At 55.9% G+C, this 15,788-nt stretch carries 17 protein-coding genes; 11 read left to right on the top strand and 6 right to left on the bottom strand.

Annotation, left to right across the window (positions count from 1 at the left end; translation table 11 throughout):
* Nucleotides 1-86: 86 nt before the first annotated feature.
* From V6942_RS01210 to V6942_RS01235, 6 genes are all read left to right on the top strand, one after another.
* Nucleotides 87-647, top strand: a complete 561-nt coding sequence (locus V6942_RS01210; protein WP_106926280.1) for a lipoprotein — start codon at nt 87-89, stop codon at nt 645-647.
* Between the two features lie 144 nt (nt 648-791).
* Nucleotides 792-1,838 (top strand): dihydroorotase, encoded by a 1,047-nt coding sequence (gene pyrC, locus V6942_RS01215; RefSeq protein ID WP_333500719.1) that lies wholly within the window; start codon nt 792-794, stop codon nt 1,836-1,838.
* A 71-nt stretch (nt 1,839-1,909) separates the two neighbouring features.
* A complete protein-coding gene (gene dinI, locus V6942_RS01220; RefSeq protein WP_106926276.1) occupies nt 1,910-2,155 on the top strand; it encodes a DNA damage-inducible protein I in 246 nt (81 codons plus the stop codon).
* Nucleotides 2,156-2,429: 274 nt separating this feature from the next.
* Entirely contained in the window at nt 2,430-2,684 is a 255-nt protein-coding gene (gene bssS / locus V6942_RS01225) for a biofilm formation regulator BssS (RefSeq protein WP_182929104.1), read from the top strand.
* A 136-nt stretch (nt 2,685-2,820) separates the two neighbouring features.
* Complete coding sequence (gene solA / locus V6942_RS01230; protein ID WP_106926272.1) at nt 2,821-3,939, top strand: N-methyl-L-tryptophan oxidase; 1,119 nt, start codon at nt 2,821-2,823, stop codon at nt 3,937-3,939.
* A gap of 46 nt (nt 3,940-3,985) precedes the next feature.
* Entirely contained in the window at nt 3,986-4,099 is a 114-nt protein-coding gene (locus V6942_RS01235; RefSeq protein WP_106926270.1) for a YceO family protein, read from the top strand.
* On the opposite strand, the gene V6942_RS01240 is transcribed toward V6942_RS01235, so the two are convergent.
* On the bottom strand, nt 4,096-5,157 hold the full coding sequence (locus V6942_RS01240; protein ID WP_182965624.1) for a rhodanese-related sulfurtransferase: 1,062 nt from the start codon (nt 5,155-5,157) through the stop codon (nt 4,096-4,098). The genes V6942_RS01235 and V6942_RS01240 overlap by 4 nt on opposite strands.
* A 223-nt stretch (nt 5,158-5,380) precedes the next feature.
* On the opposite strand from V6942_RS01240, the gene V6942_RS01245 reads away from it, so the two are divergent.
* The 3 genes from V6942_RS01245 (at nt 5,381) to V6942_RS01255 (ending at nt 8,123) form a co-directional block, all read left to right on the top strand.
* Nucleotides 5,381-6,301: a Kdo(2)-lipid IV(A) acyltransferase gene (locus V6942_RS01245; RefSeq protein WP_182929105.1), complete on the top strand. Its 921-nt coding sequence runs from the start codon at nt 5,381-5,383 to the stop codon at nt 6,299-6,301.
* A gap of 123 nt (nt 6,302-6,424) precedes the next feature.
* Entirely contained in the window at nt 6,425-7,642 is a 1,218-nt protein-coding gene (gene mdtG, locus V6942_RS01250) for a multidrug efflux MFS transporter MdtG (protein ID WP_106926264.1), read from the top strand.
* A gap of 106 nt (nt 7,643-7,748) precedes the next feature.
* Complete coding sequence (locus V6942_RS01255) at nt 7,749-8,123, top strand: MysB family protein (RefSeq protein WP_333500720.1); 375 nt, start codon at nt 7,749-7,751, stop codon at nt 8,121-8,123.
* On the opposite strand, the gene V6942_RS01260 is transcribed toward V6942_RS01255, so the two are convergent.
* The 3 genes from V6942_RS01260 to mdoG all read right to left on the bottom strand — a co-directional run bounded on the left by V6942_RS01260 (nt 8,124) and on the right by mdoG (nt 12,590).
* Entirely contained in the window at nt 8,124-8,351 is a 228-nt protein-coding gene (locus V6942_RS01260) for a YceK/YidQ family lipoprotein (protein WP_106926607.1), read from the bottom strand.
* Nucleotides 8,352-8,515: 164 nt separating this feature from the next.
* Nucleotides 8,516-11,044: a glucans biosynthesis glucosyltransferase MdoH gene (gene mdoH / locus V6942_RS01265; RefSeq protein WP_106926260.1), complete on the bottom strand. Its 2,529-nt coding sequence runs from the start codon at nt 11,042-11,044 to the stop codon at nt 8,516-8,518.
* A complete protein-coding gene (gene mdoG / locus V6942_RS01270) occupies nt 11,037-12,590 on the bottom strand; it encodes a glucans biosynthesis protein MdoG (RefSeq protein ID WP_106926258.1) in 1,554 nt (517 codons plus the stop codon). Before mdoG ends, mdoH begins: the two co-directional genes overlap by 8 nt.
* A 254-nt stretch (nt 12,591-12,844) precedes the next feature.
* Here mdoG and mdoC point away from each other — a divergent pair, with 254 nt between their 5' ends.
* Nucleotides 12,845-14,005 carry a glucans biosynthesis protein MdoC gene (gene mdoC, locus V6942_RS01275; protein ID WP_106926256.1) on the top strand — a complete coding sequence of 387 codons (1,161 nt, stop codon included), beginning with the start codon at nt 12,845-12,847 and terminating at the stop codon, nt 14,003-14,005.
* Here the strand turns inward: mdoC and ymdB are convergent.
* On the bottom strand, nt 14,002-14,559 hold the full coding sequence (gene ymdB / locus V6942_RS01280) for an O-acetyl-ADP-ribose deacetylase (RefSeq protein WP_106926254.1): 558 nt from the start codon (nt 14,557-14,559) through the stop codon (nt 14,002-14,004). The two genes, mdoC and ymdB, sit on opposite strands and share 4 nt — an antisense overlap.
* A 70-nt stretch (nt 14,560-14,629) precedes the next feature.
* Complete coding sequence (locus V6942_RS01285) at nt 14,630-14,938, bottom strand: hypothetical protein (protein ID WP_182965628.1); 309 nt, start codon at nt 14,936-14,938, stop codon at nt 14,630-14,632.
* A 414-nt stretch (nt 14,939-15,352) separates the two neighbouring features.
* On the opposite strand from V6942_RS01285, the gene V6942_RS01290 reads away from it, so the two are divergent.
* Nucleotides 15,353-15,788, top strand: a 436-nt coding sequence (locus V6942_RS01290; protein WP_333500721.1) for a hypothetical protein, incomplete at its 3' end; no start/stop codon positions are given.

Raw genomic sequence — 15,788 nt, forward strand, 5'->3', positions numbered from 1 at the left:
TCAGTATTTTCCGCTGTCAGAGACCTACTGACAGCGTATGCTGCTTTATGTCAGGATGCATACAACGCTTTACGTTGAGGAACCCCATGAAAAAATTGTTTGTCATTGCCGCCCTGATCGTCAGCGGTCTGGTCGTCGGCTGCAATCAGCTGACGCAGTATTCCGTCAGCGAGCAGGAGATTAACCAGGCGTTGCAAAAACGGAATAACTTCTCCAAAGATATCGGGGTCCCCGGCGTCGCCGACGCCCATATCGTCCTTAACAATCTGACCAGTGCGATTGGCCGCGCAGAGCCCAATAAAGTGACCCTCAGCGGCGATGCGAAGCTGGACCTGAATTCGTTGTTTGGCAGCCAGAAAGCCAACATCGCGCTGACGCTGAAGGCGCTGCCGGTGTTTAACCAAGAGCAGGGAGCCATTTACCTGCAGGAAATGGAAGTGGTGGATGCCAAAGTGACGCCAGAGAAAATGCAGTCAGTCGTACAGACGTTAATCCCGTATCTCAACCAGTCCCTGCGTACCTACTTTAACCAGCAGCCGGCCTATGTGCTGAAAGAAGACGCCAGCAGAGGCGAAGCGCTGGCGAAGAAATACGCCAAGGGCATTGAAGTCAAGCCGGGCGAAATTATCATCCCGTTCACCAATTAAGCCTCGTGCCACGTATGCCCGATCGCGTATCGGGCATCACCCTCCCCGCGTTATTTTTTACAGAAAAGGATGCAAAGGAAAACGTTTCCGCTTATCCTTAGTGCCCGGCAAAAATGACTGATATCCCACCAGCCGGAGCCTTACATGACCGCACTACCGCAAGTTCTGAAAATTCGCCGCCCAGACGACTGGCACATCCATCTTCGCGACGGCGAGATGCTGAAAACGGTTGTACCGTATACCAGTGAGCTGTATGGCCGCGCAATTATCATGCCGAACCTGGTTCCGCCGATTACCACCGTCGACGCCGCGATCGCTTACCGCCAGCGTATTTTCGACGCCGTTCCCGCCGGGCACGATTTCACGCCGCTGATGACCTGCTATCTGACCGATACTCTCGATCCGAATGAGCTGGAGCGCGGCTTTAACGAAGGCGTATTCACCGCCGCCAAGCTGTACCCGGCCAATGCCACCACCAACTCCAGCCACGGCGTCACCAGCACCGATGCGATTATGCCGGTGCTTGAGCGCATGGAAAAATTGGGTATGCCGCTGCTGGTGCACGGTGAAGTCACCCACGCGGACATCGATATCTTCGACCGTGAAGCGCGCTTTATCGACACCGTCATGGAGCCGCTGCGCCAGCGCCTGCAGGGCCTGAAAGTGGTGTTTGAGCATATCACCACCAAAGATGCCGCCGAGTACGTGCGCGACGGTAACGATCTGCTTGCCGCCACTATCACACCGCAGCATCTGATGTTTAACCGTAACCATATGCTGGTCGGCGGCGTGCGCCCGCATCTGTACTGCCTGCCGATTCTCAAGCGTAATATTCACCAGCAGGCGCTGCGTGAGCTGGTCGCTAGCGGCTTTGAACGCGCGTTCCTCGGCACCGACTCCGCGCCCCACGCTCGCCATCGTAAAGAAGCCAGCTGCGGCTGCGCCGGCTGCTTTAATGCGCCGACCGCGTTGGGCAGCTACGCGACGGTGTTTGAAGAGATGAATGCCTTATCGCACTTTGAGGGCTTCTGCTCCCTCAACGGCCCGCGTTTCTACGGCCTGCCGGTGAACGACGGCTACGTCGAACTAGTGCGCGAAGAAAGCCAGGTCGCCGAAAGCATCGCCCTGAGCGATGACACCCTGGTGCCGTTCCTCGCCGGGGAAACGCTGCGCTGGACGGTAAAAAAATAAAATCACGCCCCCTGTTGTAAATATTCGCGAGTGACTGTATAAATATACAGTATATTACACAGGGGGCAATTATGCGCATTGAAGTCACTATTGCAAAAACCACCGCGTTGCCGGCAGGCGCCTTAGACGCGCTGGCCAACGAACTTTCCCGCCGTATCAACTCTCAATTTCCGGACCGTGATGGCGCCGTCAGCGTGCGCTATGCGGCCAACAATAACCTTTCCGTGATCGGCGGCATTAAAGAAGACAAAGACCGCATCAGCGAAATCCTCCAGGAAACCTGGGAAAGCGCCGACGACTGGTTCATCACCGATTAGTTTTTCCCTCATTGTGTCTTTGCCGGGTCGCCCCGGCTTTTTTTATCTTCCCGCTTGTTTTTTTGTGATCCATCCCCACTTTTTACATTAGCGGCAAAACAATGGCCGACATGGTCGTTTATTGCGCAAACAGGCCGCTAACTCAGGAATTTATGTTGCTTTTGATTTCGATTCTCGAGTATTTATTGAAGTGTTGTATACTGATAAAGCTTCACAAAAAATTGCATTAAACCTCGAGAGTTGTTGCCTTTTAACACGTAAATAAGGGGTTATGATGGAAAAGAATAATGAAGTCATCCAGACCCATCCCCTCGTCGGATGGGACATCAGCACCGTAGACAGCTATGATGCGCTGATGTTGCGCCTGCACTACCAAGACCCCAATCAATCGAGCAGCAAAGAGGCAGAAGTTGGCCAGACCTTGTGGCTAACCACGGACGTCGCACGTCAGTTTATTTCCATACTGGAAGCCGGGATTGCCAAAATTGAATCTGGCGATTACCAGGTCAACGAGTATCGCAGGCACTAACGCCGATACTTTCCGCCGATTTCGGGCAAACAGGCACCTTAGGGTGCCTTTCTTGTTTTCACGCTTGTATAACAACTGTGGCTTAATTACTCTACAAAACACAGATTTCGGCCTTATTATCGCGTCAGGAAAGACTATGCAATACGATCTCATTATTCTGGGCAGCGGCTCCGTTGGTGCCGCGGCTGGATATTACGCCCGTAAAGCGGGCCTGAACGTTCTGATGACCGACGCCCATATGCCGCCTCATCATGAAGGCAGCCACCACGGCGACACCCGCCTGATGCGTCATGCCTACGGCGAAGGCGAGAAGTATGTTCCGCTGGTGCTGCGTGCCCAGGCGCTGTGGGACGAACTGGCCGCCGTCAGCGGCGAGCCGTTGTTCGAGCGCAGCGGCGTGGTCAATCTTGGCCCTGCTGATTCCGAATTTTTGCGCACCGTGGCCCACAGCGCCGCACAGTTTAACCTCGAGGTAGAGCAGCTTGATGCCGACGCGCTGATGGCCCGCTGGCCGGAGATTACCGTACCCGCCCATTACCGGGCTATTTTCGAGCCGGGTTCTGGCGTACTGAAAAGCGAGCTGGCGGTCAAAACGCTGATTGCCATGGCCAAAGAGGCTGGCTGCGCCCAGCTGTTTAACTGCCCGGTCACCGCGATTCACAGCGATGCTGACGGCGTGACGATTGACACCGCCGAAGGTAGCTGGCGAGGTAAAAAACTGCTGCTGACCGCCGGAACCTGGGTAAAGCAGTTTTACCCTGAGCTGCCGATTCAGCCGGTACGTAAGGTTTTTGCCTGGTTTCAGGCCGACGGCCGCTACAGCCAAAAAAATAACTTCCCGGCCTTCACCGGCGAGCTGCCGAACGGCGATCAGTTCTACGGTTTTCCGGCCGTCGACAACGAACTGAAGATAGGTAAGCACAACGGTGGCCAGCTGATTCACCAGCCGCAAGAACGTAAAGCATTTGGCGCAGTAGCCACCGACGGCTCGGAGGCATTTAGCTTCCTGCGTCAGATTCTGCCGGGTATCGGCGGCTGTCTGCACGGAGCAGCCTGCACCTATGACAATTCGCCAGACGAAGATTTTATTATTGATACCCTGCCGGGCCAGCCCGATGTGCTGTTTATCGGCGGTCTCAGCGGTCACGGATTTAAGTTTGCCACCGTGCTGGGCGAAATTGCCGCGCAGTTTGCGCAGCAGCAAGCCCCGGCATTCGACTTAAGTCCCTTCGCCCTCACCCGCTTTAACCGCTAAAATAGCAACGGCCCCGACGATGCGGGGCCGTTTAGCAGGAATGACTATGCGCCGTCTGTTCTACTTTCTGGTCAACAATATTCGCGAGCATCTGATGCTCTATCTGACGCTATCGATGCTGTTGGCCATCGCCGACCTTCTCTGGCTCTATTTCAGCTAGTCATTATGCGCCTGGGGGTCGGGGATCCCCAGACGGGTATTCAGACGGCCGCGCGATTTATTAAAGATCTTATTGCCGTTTTCACGGCCGGCGCGGCGCTGACGCTGTTCCTCTTCCGGCAGCTTGTGTTCTTCCTGACACACTTCACTGCAGCAGCCTTCGAACTTCTCGGCACAGGCCGGGCACTGGATAAACAGCAGATGGCAGCCGTCATTAAGACAGTTGGTGTGGCTGTCGCACGGCGTTCCGCACTGGTGGCAATGCGCGATGACCTCATCGGAAATACGCTCGCCCATCCGCTCATCAAAGACAAAATTCTTGCCAATAAAGCGCACCGGCAGCCCCTGCTCGCGAGCGCGGCGGGCGTATTCAATGATTCCGCCTTCAATATGCCACACCTGCTTAAAGCCGTTGTGTTTCATCCATGCGCTGGCTTTTTCACAACGAATACCGCCGGTACAGTACATCACGATCTTTTTATCTTTATGTTCCTGCATCATCTCAACGGCTTTCGGCAGCTGTTCGCGGAAGGTGTCCGCCGGGATCTCCAGCGCCTGTTCGAAATGGCCTACCTCATATTCGTAGTGATTACGCATATCGATAAACACCGCATCCGGATCGTCAAGCATGGCGTTCACTTCCGCCGCCTTCAGATAATCGCCAACGTCGCTGGCGTCAAAGGTCGGATCGTCAATGCCGTCGGCCACGATACGATCGCGCACCTTCATACGCAGCACCCAGAAGGATTTGCCGTCATCATCCAGCGCGATGTTCAGACGCAGGTCCTTCAGCGCCGGATCGAAGCGGTACAGACGCTCACGCAGGCTTTCGACCTGACTTGCCGGCACGCTTATCTGGGCGTTAATCCCTTCATGGGCGAGATAGATGCGACCAAAGACCTTCAGTTCGGTCAGCGCAATGTAGAGGGCATCGCGGGTCGCTTTTGGATCGACGATGGTGAAATATTTATAGAATGAGATGGTGGTGCGCGGCTCGGTTTCAGCCAGCATTTGCGCTTTCAGCGTCTCATTCGAAATGCGGTTATGCAACACTGGCATGGTGTTCTTATCCTGCAAAATAGAATGGAGAGTTATGATCGGGGCGCATGATATAGCAATCATCGTTAATTTACATCCCCACATTTTGCGCTACATTTTCATCACCATTAATCCTGGCGCGTAAAAACTCTGCCTAAAATAGCGCCACTTGCGCCCCCCGCATTTTGGTTGAGGGAAAAATAGTGCGACAATAGAACCCGTTGCTCGTAAAAACAGGAAACACATGACCCAGTTACCTAAGTTCACCGCTGCGCTGCTGCACCCCCGCTACTGGCCCTCCTGGCTGGGTATTGGCCTGCTCTGGCTGGTTGTTCAACTGCCGTATCCGGTCATCTATCGCCTCGGCAACGCCATGGGGCATCTGGCCATGCGCTTGATGAAGCGCCGCGCGAAAATTGCCTATCGCAACCTTGAGCTCTGTTTCCCGGAAATGAGCGCGGCCGAGCGTCACCGAATGGTGGTAAAGAATTTTGAGTCCGTGGGCATGGGCGTGATGGAAACCGGCATCGCCTGGTTCTGGCCGACTAAACGCATCAATCGCTGGATGGACGCCAGCGGCCTCGAACACATTCGCAGCGTGCAGGATTCAGGGCGCGGCGTTCTGCTGATCGGTATCCATTTCCTGACCCTCGAAATGGGTGCCCGTATGTTCGGTATCCATAACCCGGGGATCGGCGTCTATCGGCCAAACGACAATCCGGTTCTTGACTGGCTGCAGACCTGGGGCCGTATGCGCTCGAATAAAAGCATGATCGATCGTAAGGATCTGAAGGGCATGATCAGAGCGCTGAAAAACGGCGAGATTATCTGGTACGCGCCGGATCACGACTACGGCCCGCGCGCCAGCGTGTTTGTACCGCTGTTCGCGGTCAAAGACGCCGCGACGACCTCCGGCACCTGGATGCTGGCCAAAATGTCAAAGGCCTGCGTGGTACCGTTCGTACCGCGTCGTAAGCCGGACGGTAAAGGCTATGAGCTGATCATCCTTGAACCGGAGTGTAATCCGCCGCTCGATGATGCTGAAACTACCGCGGCGTGGATGAACACCGTCGTTGAGAAATGCATCATGATGGCCCCCGAGCAATATATGTGGCTGCACCGACGCTTTAAAACCCGCCCGGAAGGCGTTCCTTCTCGCTACTGATCCCCCGTGCGCGGTCCCCGACCGCGCGCGTTTTAGCTTTAAAAGCCCTTCGCGTTGCGGTGATATGAACACAGGCGCATAATTAGCAGGCTTACAAATACACCCTTTTTCCTGCGGAACCTTATGCAACCCTCAGATGCCCCCATTAACTGGAAGCGTAACCTCGCTGTCGTCTGGCTAGGCTGTTTTTTAACCGGCGCCGCCTTCAGCCTCGTCATGCCCTTCCTCCCGCTTTACGTTGAACAGCTTGGCGTGACCGGACATGGCGCGCTGAACATGTGGTCTGGCCTGGTATTCAGCATCACGTTCCTGTTTTCCGCTATCGCCTCGCCGCTGTGGGGCGGATTAGCCGACCGCAAGGGGCGTAAAATCATGCTGCTGCGCTCGGCGCTAGGCATGGCTATCGTCATGCTGCTGATGGGGATGGCGCAGAATATCTGGCAGTTTCTGATTCTGCGCGCGCTGCTCGGCCTGCTTGGCGGCTTTATTCCCAACGCCAATGCGCTGATCGCCACGCAAATTCCACGCCATAAGAGCGGTTGGGCGCTGGGCACGCTGTCCACCGGCGCCGTCAGCGGTGCGCTGCTCGGGCCGCTGGCCGGCGGCTTTCTGGCCGATAACTATGGTCTGCGTCCGGTGTTCTTTATGACCGCTACCGTGCTGTTTATCTGCTTTGTGCTGACGCTGTTTTTCATCCGCGAACAGTTCACGCCGGTGTCCAAAAAAGAGATGCTGCACGTCAAAGAGGTGTTTGGTTCGCTGAAAAACCGCGAACTGGTGCTCAGCCTGTTCGTCACCACGCTGATTATTCAGGTGGCGACCGGCTCGATTGCCCCCATTCTGACGCTCTACGTCCGCGATTTAGCGGGTAACATCAGCGATATTGCCTTTGTCAGCGGCATGATAGCCTCGGTACCCGGCGTGGCGGCGTTGATCTGCGCGCCGCGGTTAGGCAAGCTGGGCGACCGTATTGGGCCTGAAAAAATTCTGATTGCCGCGCTGATCGTTTCCGTGCTGCTGCTGATTCCCATGTCATTTGTACAAAACCCGCTGCAGCTTGGCATTCTGCGTTTTCTGCTCGGTGCCGCTGACGGCGCGCTGCTGCCGGCCGTACAAACGCTGCTGGTCTATAACTCCAGTAATCAGATCGCCGGGCGCATATTCAGCTATAACCAGTCGTTCCGCGATATCGGTAACGTCACCGGGCCGCTAATCGGCGCCGCGGTGTCGGCCAACTACGGTTTCCGCGCCGTATTCTGCGTCACCGCCACGGTGGTCCTGTTTAACGCTATTTATACCGGTTTTAGCCTGCGCCGTAGCCCCGAGCCCTCCCGCCCCTAGTCATCCTTGCCCTGCGCTGAGTATGAAAACATCGCGCAGGGCGTGTACAACCGAAAACTTCAGCTATTATTTCCCTGAATACCACGTCAAATTGCAGGGAGTTGAGATGACTTTATACGCCACGCTCGAAGAAGCTATTGATGCGGCACGCGAAACTTTTCTCGCCGATAACCCTGGTCTTGAGGAGAGTGAAGCGGACGTACAGCAGTTCAATATGCAAAAGTACGTTTTACAAGACGGTGACATCATGTGGCAGGCCGAGTTCTTCGCCGATGAAGACGGTGAAGGAGAGTGTCTGCCTATGCTCAGCGGTGAAGCCGCGCAGAGCGTGTTTGACGGCGATTTTGATGAGATAGAACTGCGTCAGGAGTGGCTGGAGGAAAACACGCTGCACGAGTGGAACGAAGGCGAATACCAGCTGGAGCCCTCTCTCGATACGGAAGAGGGGCAGACCGCCGCGGATGAATGGGATGAACGCTAGCTACTCGTAGGGGCCATGGCTGGCGTCAATAGGGAGCAGCAGCGTGTCAAACACCAGTGAAAACGGCAGGTCGATGATGGTGACATAGCGCCAGGCAGAGTCGCGCAGGTCCCACTTCACGCCCGGATAGTACTGGTTTCCGTGGCCCTGCCCGGGGATCGTTCGACTGATAATACTACCGCATCCGCTGAGCACGATCGCCATGGCGGCAACCAGTATGATTCTTATCACGTCATTCTCCTCATTAAACAGACAAAAAAATACCGGCTTGATGGCCGGTATTTTTTGCGGCAAACAATGGCTCAGAGCCCTCTCTGGCGGAGCCACACTTGCCCGGGCTACTAACCGGCAGCCCGGACGAGGCACAACACCGACGCCAGAGAAGCGCCGCGCTATTTGGCTTTCAGCGCCAGCGGGTTCAGCGTCAGCTTATCGTACTCGGCCACCCATGAGGAGTATTTCTCCGGTGCGGCCCAAACACGATAGTGCATTCGCGACAGCGTGACCGGGTCGCTCAGCAGTACCAGGCGACGATCGCGGTTCAGCTTGTCCGGCGTTTCGTTCAGCGCCTGCTCGACGTGGCGATCGCGAGCGATCTCCAGCACGTGGCTCGCGCGGTGACGCGCGGTGGCCATCGCCGTGGCCAGGGCGTTAAACGACGGGTTAAACACCGCGTGCATAAAGCCATCGTCCAGCACGCGCGCACGGTTCTGTTCCAGATAGGCTTCGGTATCGGCCAGCACTTTCGGCGTGCTGTACTCTTCCGGAATCAGGAACAGCTTCCAGCGCTTGGTGCGCAGCCCCATAGTGGAACGGCTGGAAATCACCGACACGAATGGCGAGAGGATCAGCGAGAACACAATCGGCGCCAGCCAGAACAGGAAGCGCAGATCCAGCCACGCCATCCCGACCGCCCATACCAGCCCCAGCAGCAGCTGAGAACCATGACGCATAAAGGCTTCGCTCCACGGCGTAGAGTCATCGTCACGCTGCGGCGAGTTCCAGACCACTTCCCAGCCGAGGAACGCGCTGACCACAAACACGGTGTGGAACAGCATACGTACCGGCGCCAGCAGCACAGAGAACAGGACTTCAAGCAGCAGAGAGATCGTCACGCGCACAAAACCGCCGTACTCTTTCGACCCTTTGCACCATACGAGGATGATACTCAGCAGTTTCGGCAGGAACAGCAGCACCATGGTCGATGCAAACAGCGCAATCGCCAGCTCAGGACGCCACTGTGGCCATACCGGGAACAGCTGACGCGGCTGCAGGAAGTACTGCGGCTCGGTCAGGGCGTGAACCACCTGCAGTGCGGTCGACAGAGCCAGGAACATAAACCACAGCGGCGCAGACAGGTAGGACATCACGCCGGTCAGGAACACCGCACGGTGAACCGGGTGCATCCCTTTCACCAGGAACAGGCGGAAGTTCATCAGGTTACCCTGACACCAGCGGCGGTCACGCTTCAGTTCGTCCAGCAGGTTCGGCGGCAGTTCTTCATAGGAGCCCGGCAGGTCGTAGGCGATCCATACGCCCCACCCTGCGCGACGCATCAGCGCGGCTTCAACAAAGTCATGCGACAGAATCGACCCGGCAAAGTTACCGTCGCCCGGCAGCGGCGCCAGCGCGCAGTGCTCGATAAACGGCTTCACGCGGATGATGGCGTTGTGCCCCCAATAGTGCGATTCACCGAGCTGCCAGAAGTGCAGACCGGCGGTAAACAACGGCCCGTAGACGCGGGTAGCAAACTGCTGGCAGCGCGCGTACAGGGTGTCCATACCGGAAGCGCGCGGCGAAGACTGGATGATCCCCGCATTCGGATTCGCTTCCATCAGGCGCACCAGGTTAGTCAGGCAGTCGCCGGACATCACCGAGTCAGCGTCCAGCACGACCATATAGCTGTACTGGTTACCCCAACGACGACAGAAATCATCGATGTTACCGCTTTTACGCTTCACGCGACGGCGGCGACGGCGATAGAAGATCTGCCCTTCCCCTTGCACTTCGGCAATCAGCTCCATCCAGGCCTTTTGCTCCGCAACGCAGATATCCGGATTGTAGCTGTCGCTGAGGATATACACGTCGAAGTGCTTCTGCTGGCCCGTGGCTTTCACCGACTCCCAGGTCGCACGCAGGCCGGCGAAGACGCGAGAGACGTCTTCATTACAGATAGGCATGATCAGCGCCGTCCGGTGCTCTGGATTTAGCGGCTCATCGCCAACGGTTGACGCAGAAATACTGTACTTATCGCGACCTATCAGCAGCTGTAAGAAGCCCATCAGCGCGGTCCAGAAACCGGCGGAGACCCAGCAGAACAGCACGGCGAAAAGGATCAGAATCCCGGTTTGCAGCAAATATGGCAGCAGCTGCATAAAGGAGACCCACAGATTTTGCCCGACCATATCGGCCGGGTTAATCAGCGCCCAGCCCTGATACGGCAGGATGGTCTTCATATACCAGGTGGCGACGACGGTCTGCGCCAGCGTCAGGATCAACAGGGTGTAACGGCGTAACGAACCCACCGTACGCCATTTCGCCTCATGCTCCTGCTCTTCTTTGGTCAGACGAGACAGGTAGCGCGGGGTGACATCGCGACCGCGTAGACGATCCCAAAAGCGGCCGACCGGGTTGGTCCGCCACGGGTCCGGGAACATAGAAGAGCGCGTTGCTTTCGGCATCGCCTGCAGCTGCGTGCGCCCTTCGTCGTCTTTGATAAGCTGCTCGCCGCCCAGGGAGTCCGGCCAGCCCTCTTCCAGACGCGCCTTCACGGACGCCAGCGGCGTGTCGTCATCGCGCGGAAAAGCCTGATGCTCGTCATCCAGCGCTTCGTGCACGGCGCGCAGCGTCGTGTCCGGGAGCGCCGCTTTTTCTGCATCCGTAAGCGACAGTGCGTCGATATACTTCGTTGTCTTATTCATTTGCAGGCAGCTGATAGCTCCAGGTTTCACTCAGCGTCTGGTCAGCGTTGACCAGCGCAGCGCGCATTTCAGTGGTTTTCTTCGGATCTTTCACCTTCACGCGCAGCGTCAGACGCCAGCCTTTGGTCACCGGATTGTAGCGAACGCTGTTTTCAACGATTTCACCGTTATCACCGATGCTGGCCTGCGCCGTTACCGGCGTGTCCTGCGGCATTTTGCGCATATCCGCGCCGGTAAAGTCGATGATAAACGCCTGCGTACCGTCCGGCTGACGGATCAGGTTCGACTGCTTCACATCACCGGTGGAGCGACGCGTCTGCATCACGTATGCGCTGTCCGCATCGTGCAGTTTGTCTTCGTCACGGGTGAAGGTGATGGTGTACTTATAGTTCATCTCTTTACCGGCTTCCGGCAACTTGTCCGGCGTCCAGTATGCAACGATGTTATCGTTGGTTTCGTCGTTGGTCGGAATCTCTACCAGCTCAACGGTGCCTTTGCCCCAATCGCCTTTCGGGGTGATCCAGGCGCTTGGGCGCAGATCGTAGCGGTCATCAAGATCTTCGAAACGAGAGAACTGGCGGCCACGCTGTAACAGGCCAAAGCCCTGCGGGTTTTCGGTCGCATAGCTGCTGACGGCCAGATGTTTCGGGTTGTTCAGCGGACGCCAGATCCACTCATCGTTACCGGCATGAATAGACAGACCGTTAGAGTCATGCAGCGCCGGGCGATAGTTGGTTGTGGTCGAAGGCTGGTTCGGCCCGAACAGGAACATGCTGGTCAGCGGCGCGACGCCCAGTTTACCGACTTTATCGCGCAGATAAATTTTGGTCTGTACGTCAACCACGGTATCGCGGCCCGGCATCACCACGAAGCGGTAAGCACCGGTCGCGCGCGGGGAATCCAGCAGCGCATAAATCGTCAGGCGCTTGTCGGTCGCTTTCGGACGCTCGATCCAGTATTCGCGAAAACGCGGGAACTCTTCGCCGGACGGCAGGGCGGTATCAATCGCCAGACCGCGAGCGGACAGACCATAAACCTGGCCCTGACCCAGCACGCGGAAGTAGCTAGCGCCCAGCATGCTGACGATTTCGTCGTTTTTGTCTTTGCTGTTGATCGGGTACAGCACTTTGAAGCCCGCGAAGCCAAGATCCTTCACGGTATCTTTGTCATGCTGAACGTCGCCGAACGTGAAGTAGTCCGGGCTGTACTTAATTTTGCGCACGGAGGTTGCCGTGACTTCATTAATCGTCACCGGCGTGTCGAAATACATACCCTGATGGTAGAATTCGAGCTTAAACGGGGTCTTAACTTTGCTCCAGTATGCCTTATCGTGATTAAACTGGATTTGCTGGTAGTCCGCGTATTTCATGTCGCGGAAGACGGAAGGCAGGTTGCTTTTTGGCGCTTCGTAGCTCTTGCCCGCCAGCGTTTTAGCCTGCTTTGCAACGTCATCAATACTGAATGCCCATGCAGATGAAGTACACAGGGACAACATTACGGCTGCGCCTAACCAACGCAGTTTCATCATCTGTGGTTTCTGTTTCATATAACTAAGCACTTCCCCCTTTGTGTGCTTAAATCGATCCGATCCATTTTACTGGAAATTCAAGCTATCCGACAACATAATCCCCGTATTGTTGAGCGCGGTGGCTTATCGAGTAAGCAACTGTTAACTGCGCTTTGCACTTTGCGTGCTTATCCTGGAGACAGGTAACCAGAGTTCGTGTAGGGTTGCCAACGAATGTAAACTTTATCACCTTACGCTGTAAGGCGATTAGTCTGAGAATCGTACCTAACCCTATGAATAACAAACCCGCACAGCGTGAATATTTTCTCGACTCGATCCGGGCCTGGCTGATGCTGCTGGGGATCCCCTTTCACATCTCACTTTTGTATTCGACCCACACCTGGCATATGAACAGCCCGACGCCGTCATGGTGGCTGACGCTGTTTAACGATTTTGTGCACGCGTTTCGCATGCAGGTGTTCTTTGTCATTTCCGGCTACTTTTCCTACATGCTTTTTCTGCGTTACCCGCTGAAAAAATGGTGGAAAGTTCGCGTGGAACGGGTCGGTATCCCGATGCTAACCGCCATTCCGCTGCTCACGCTGCCGCAATTTTTGATGCTGCAATACGTTAAGGGTAAGACGGAAACGTGGCATACGCTGACGTTTTACCAAAAATATAATACGCTGGCCTGGGAGCTGGTGTCACACCTGTGGTTCCTGCTTGTGCTGGTGGTGCTCACCACGCTCGGGATTATGGCCTTCCGCTTTATGCGCCGTCGCCAGACGCGCCGTCGCGCGGATCTGTTCGATAACATGACGATGGGCAAACTGACGGTCATGTTTCTGCTGCTTGGCCTGCTCTACGCTGCCATCCGTCGCACCATTTTCATCGTCTATCCGCCGATTCTGAGCGATGGGCTGTTCAACTTTGTAGTGATGCAGACGCTATTTTACGTGCCGTTCTTTATCCTGGGCGCGCTGGCCTTTATTCATCCAAAGCTCAAAACCCTGTTCACCACCCCGTCACCGTGGTGCATCGTCGCGGCGCTGCTCGGCTTTATCGCCTACCGCCTGAACCAGCACTATGGTTCTGGCGACGCATGGATGTATGAAACGGAATACCTGATTACGATGGTGCTGGGGCTGTGGATGGTGAACGTCGTGTTCTCGTTCGGTCACCGCATGCTCAACTTCCAGTCTGCCCGCGTGACCTATTTCGTGAATGCTTCCTTATTTATCTATTTAGTACACCATCCGCTAACGCTGTTCTATGGCGCATGGATTATGCCGAGCATCAGCTCAAACTCACTCGGCTTCCTGACGGGGCTGGTCTTTGTGGTCGGCTGTGCGCTGGTGCTCTATGAAATTCACCTGCGTATCCCGTTGCTGCGTTTCCTGTTTTCCGGTAAACCGCAGCAAAAGGTGACGAAAACCCAGGCTGCCAGCCACTAAGTGTTCGCATCGTTGGCCAGAACGGGGATTCTCGTCTGGCCAAGTACCTCCCGATACAACCGGGTGGTCGCGTCATCAAAGCACACGAAATAGACCGTCTCCGGTAGGCTACGGCGGGTCAAAAATGCCGCCACCGTGCTGACGGCGATTTCCGTTGCCGCCTTCAGCGGGTAGCCATAAGCGCCCGTTGAGATCGCCGGAAAGGCGAGCGTGTGATAGCCATTATCCAGCGCCAGCTGAAGGCTGTTATAATACGCCTGCTGTAACAACGATGCTTCCTGCTCACCGCCCCCCTGCCACACCGGCCCGACCGTGTGAATCACGGCTTTTGCTTTCAGGTTTCCCGCATGCGTAATCACCGCATGCCCCGTCGGACAGGTCCCCTGCTGCTGACGCACAACCGCGCAGGCTTCCTGTAACGACGGCCCGGCAGCGCGATGAATCGCACCATCAACGCCGCCACCGCCCATTAACGAAGGGTTGGCTGCATTGACGATAACATCCACCTCCAGGGTGGTGATATCCCCCTGCAGCACCTGAATTCGTTCGGCCATGCTTACTATCCTCTCACTCAGACAAATCGATTATCTACCATAGACAACGCGACTCGTCATTTCGTTTCGGCTATTTGTATTCCACGGTGAGGACTGCTGTTTTTTTATCCTTATCAATCCAGCGCAGGTTGGCGGTGCTTTTTTCATTCACGAACTGCCGCCCGTCCAGCAGCGTATGGATGGGAACCGACTGGTGCTGAGTTTTTCCATCTTGATAACAGCTGACCCCCACTTTGCCCGGTAGGGTTTGATAATCACAGGGGGATTCGACAATCTGCCCACGGAAATGGATAACACCGCTGTTTGCCGCCAGCGCTCCGGTTGTAAAAACAGACAGCAGTGAAACGATCGGAATGAAAATGCGCGTGAATGTTTGCATGGTAACTCCCCGTTTATCTGAGATCGTCCCTGAGCAGGATCTGTCCCGAAGCAGAAATGGTTAGCTAACACATTTTGTAAACATTATGTTTACAATAGTAACCAAGCCTGCCAATTGCAATCTCTTTTTATATAGAAAATTTATATAGTTAGACTCATTATCGGCAACTGAACCATATACTTTATGCCTGCCGTGCAAACGACAAAAAAAGGCCGTAACGCTTGGGTTACGGCCTTTTACTAACGATCTGTCTTGATGCTTTGTTAACGATAAAGCGTTATCGCTCAATTAGCGGAAGTTACAGCCAATAGCACCCGGTTGGTTGCACAAGCCGGAGCGCGACCTGTCGCCGTTGTTACCGCTTGATTGTCTTCCGGTCGTCGTCACCGTGGTGCCCGTAATTCCGCTGGTTGTTTGAACCCCGCCGACGTTACTACCACCATTGCTGCCACCGTTATTACCGCCACCGTTATTACCGCCGCCGTTGTTGCCGCCGCCGTTGTTACCGCCACCGTTATTACCGCCGCCGTTGTTGCCGCCGCCGCCGTTACCACCGTGGTGACCACCGCCATGGTTACCATCGCCGCCGCCGTTTCCGCCGTGGTGGCCGCCGCCATGATTATCATCGCCGCCGCCGTTACCGCCGTGGTGACCGCCGCCATGATTATCATCGCCGCCGCCGTTACCGCCGTGGTGACCATGACCGCCAAACGGGTTATGACCCTGGCCGCCGCCCATACCGCCGTGATTATCACCACCGCCCTGGTTACCACCGCCGCCATTGCCACCGTGATTACCATGACCGCCAAACGGGTTATGACCCTGGCCGCCGCCCATACCGCCGTGATTA

Origin of the sequence: Kluyvera genomosp. 2 (assembly GCF_036759865.1) — a bacterium.
GTDB classification, from domain to species: domain Bacteria; phylum Pseudomonadota; class Gammaproteobacteria; order Enterobacterales; family Enterobacteriaceae; genus Kluyvera; species Kluyvera ascorbata_B.

Coding starts and splice junctions, on each gene's coding strand:
- V6942_RS01210 (WP_106926280.1), top strand. CDS start 87: ATGAAAAAATTGTTTGTCATTGCCGCCCTGATCGTCAGCGGTCTGGTC.
- pyrC (WP_333500719.1), top strand. CDS start 792: ATGACCGCACTACCGCAAGTTCTGAAAATTCGCCGCCCAGACGACTGG.
- dinI (WP_106926276.1), top strand. CDS start 1,910: ATGCGCATTGAAGTCACTATTGCAAAAACCACCGCGTTGCCGGCAGGC.
- bssS (WP_182929104.1), top strand. CDS start 2,430: ATGGAAAAGAATAATGAAGTCATCCAGACCCATCCCCTCGTCGGATGG.
- solA (WP_106926272.1), top strand. CDS start 2,821: ATGCAATACGATCTCATTATTCTGGGCAGCGGCTCCGTTGGTGCCGCG.
- V6942_RS01235 (WP_106926270.1), top strand. CDS start 3,986: ATGCGCCGTCTGTTCTACTTTCTGGTCAACAATATTCGCGAGCATCTG.
- V6942_RS01240 (WP_182965624.1), bottom strand. CDS start 5,157: ATGCCAGTGTTGCATAACCGCATTTCGAATGAGACGCTGAAAGCGCAA.
- V6942_RS01245 (WP_182929105.1), top strand. CDS start 5,381: ATGACCCAGTTACCTAAGTTCACCGCTGCGCTGCTGCACCCCCGCTAC.
- mdtG (WP_106926264.1), top strand. CDS start 6,425: ATGCAACCCTCAGATGCCCCCATTAACTGGAAGCGTAACCTCGCTGTC.
- V6942_RS01255 (WP_333500720.1), top strand. CDS start 7,749: ATGACTTTATACGCCACGCTCGAAGAAGCTATTGATGCGGCACGCGAA.
- mdoH (WP_106926260.1), bottom strand. CDS start 11,044: ATGAATAAGACAACGAAGTATATCGACGCACTGTCGCTTACGGATGCA.
- mdoG (WP_106926258.1), bottom strand. CDS start 12,590: ATGAAACAGAAACCACAGATGATGAAACTGCGTTGGTTAGGCGCAGCC.
- mdoC (WP_106926256.1), top strand. CDS start 12,845: ATGAATAACAAACCCGCACAGCGTGAATATTTTCTCGACTCGATCCGG.
- ymdB (WP_106926254.1), bottom strand. CDS start 14,559: ATGGCCGAACGAATTCAGGTGCTGCAGGGGGATATCACCACCCTGGAG.
- V6942_RS01285 (WP_182965628.1), bottom strand. CDS start 14,938: ATGCAAACATTCACGCGCATTTTCATTCCGATCGTTTCACTGCTGTCT.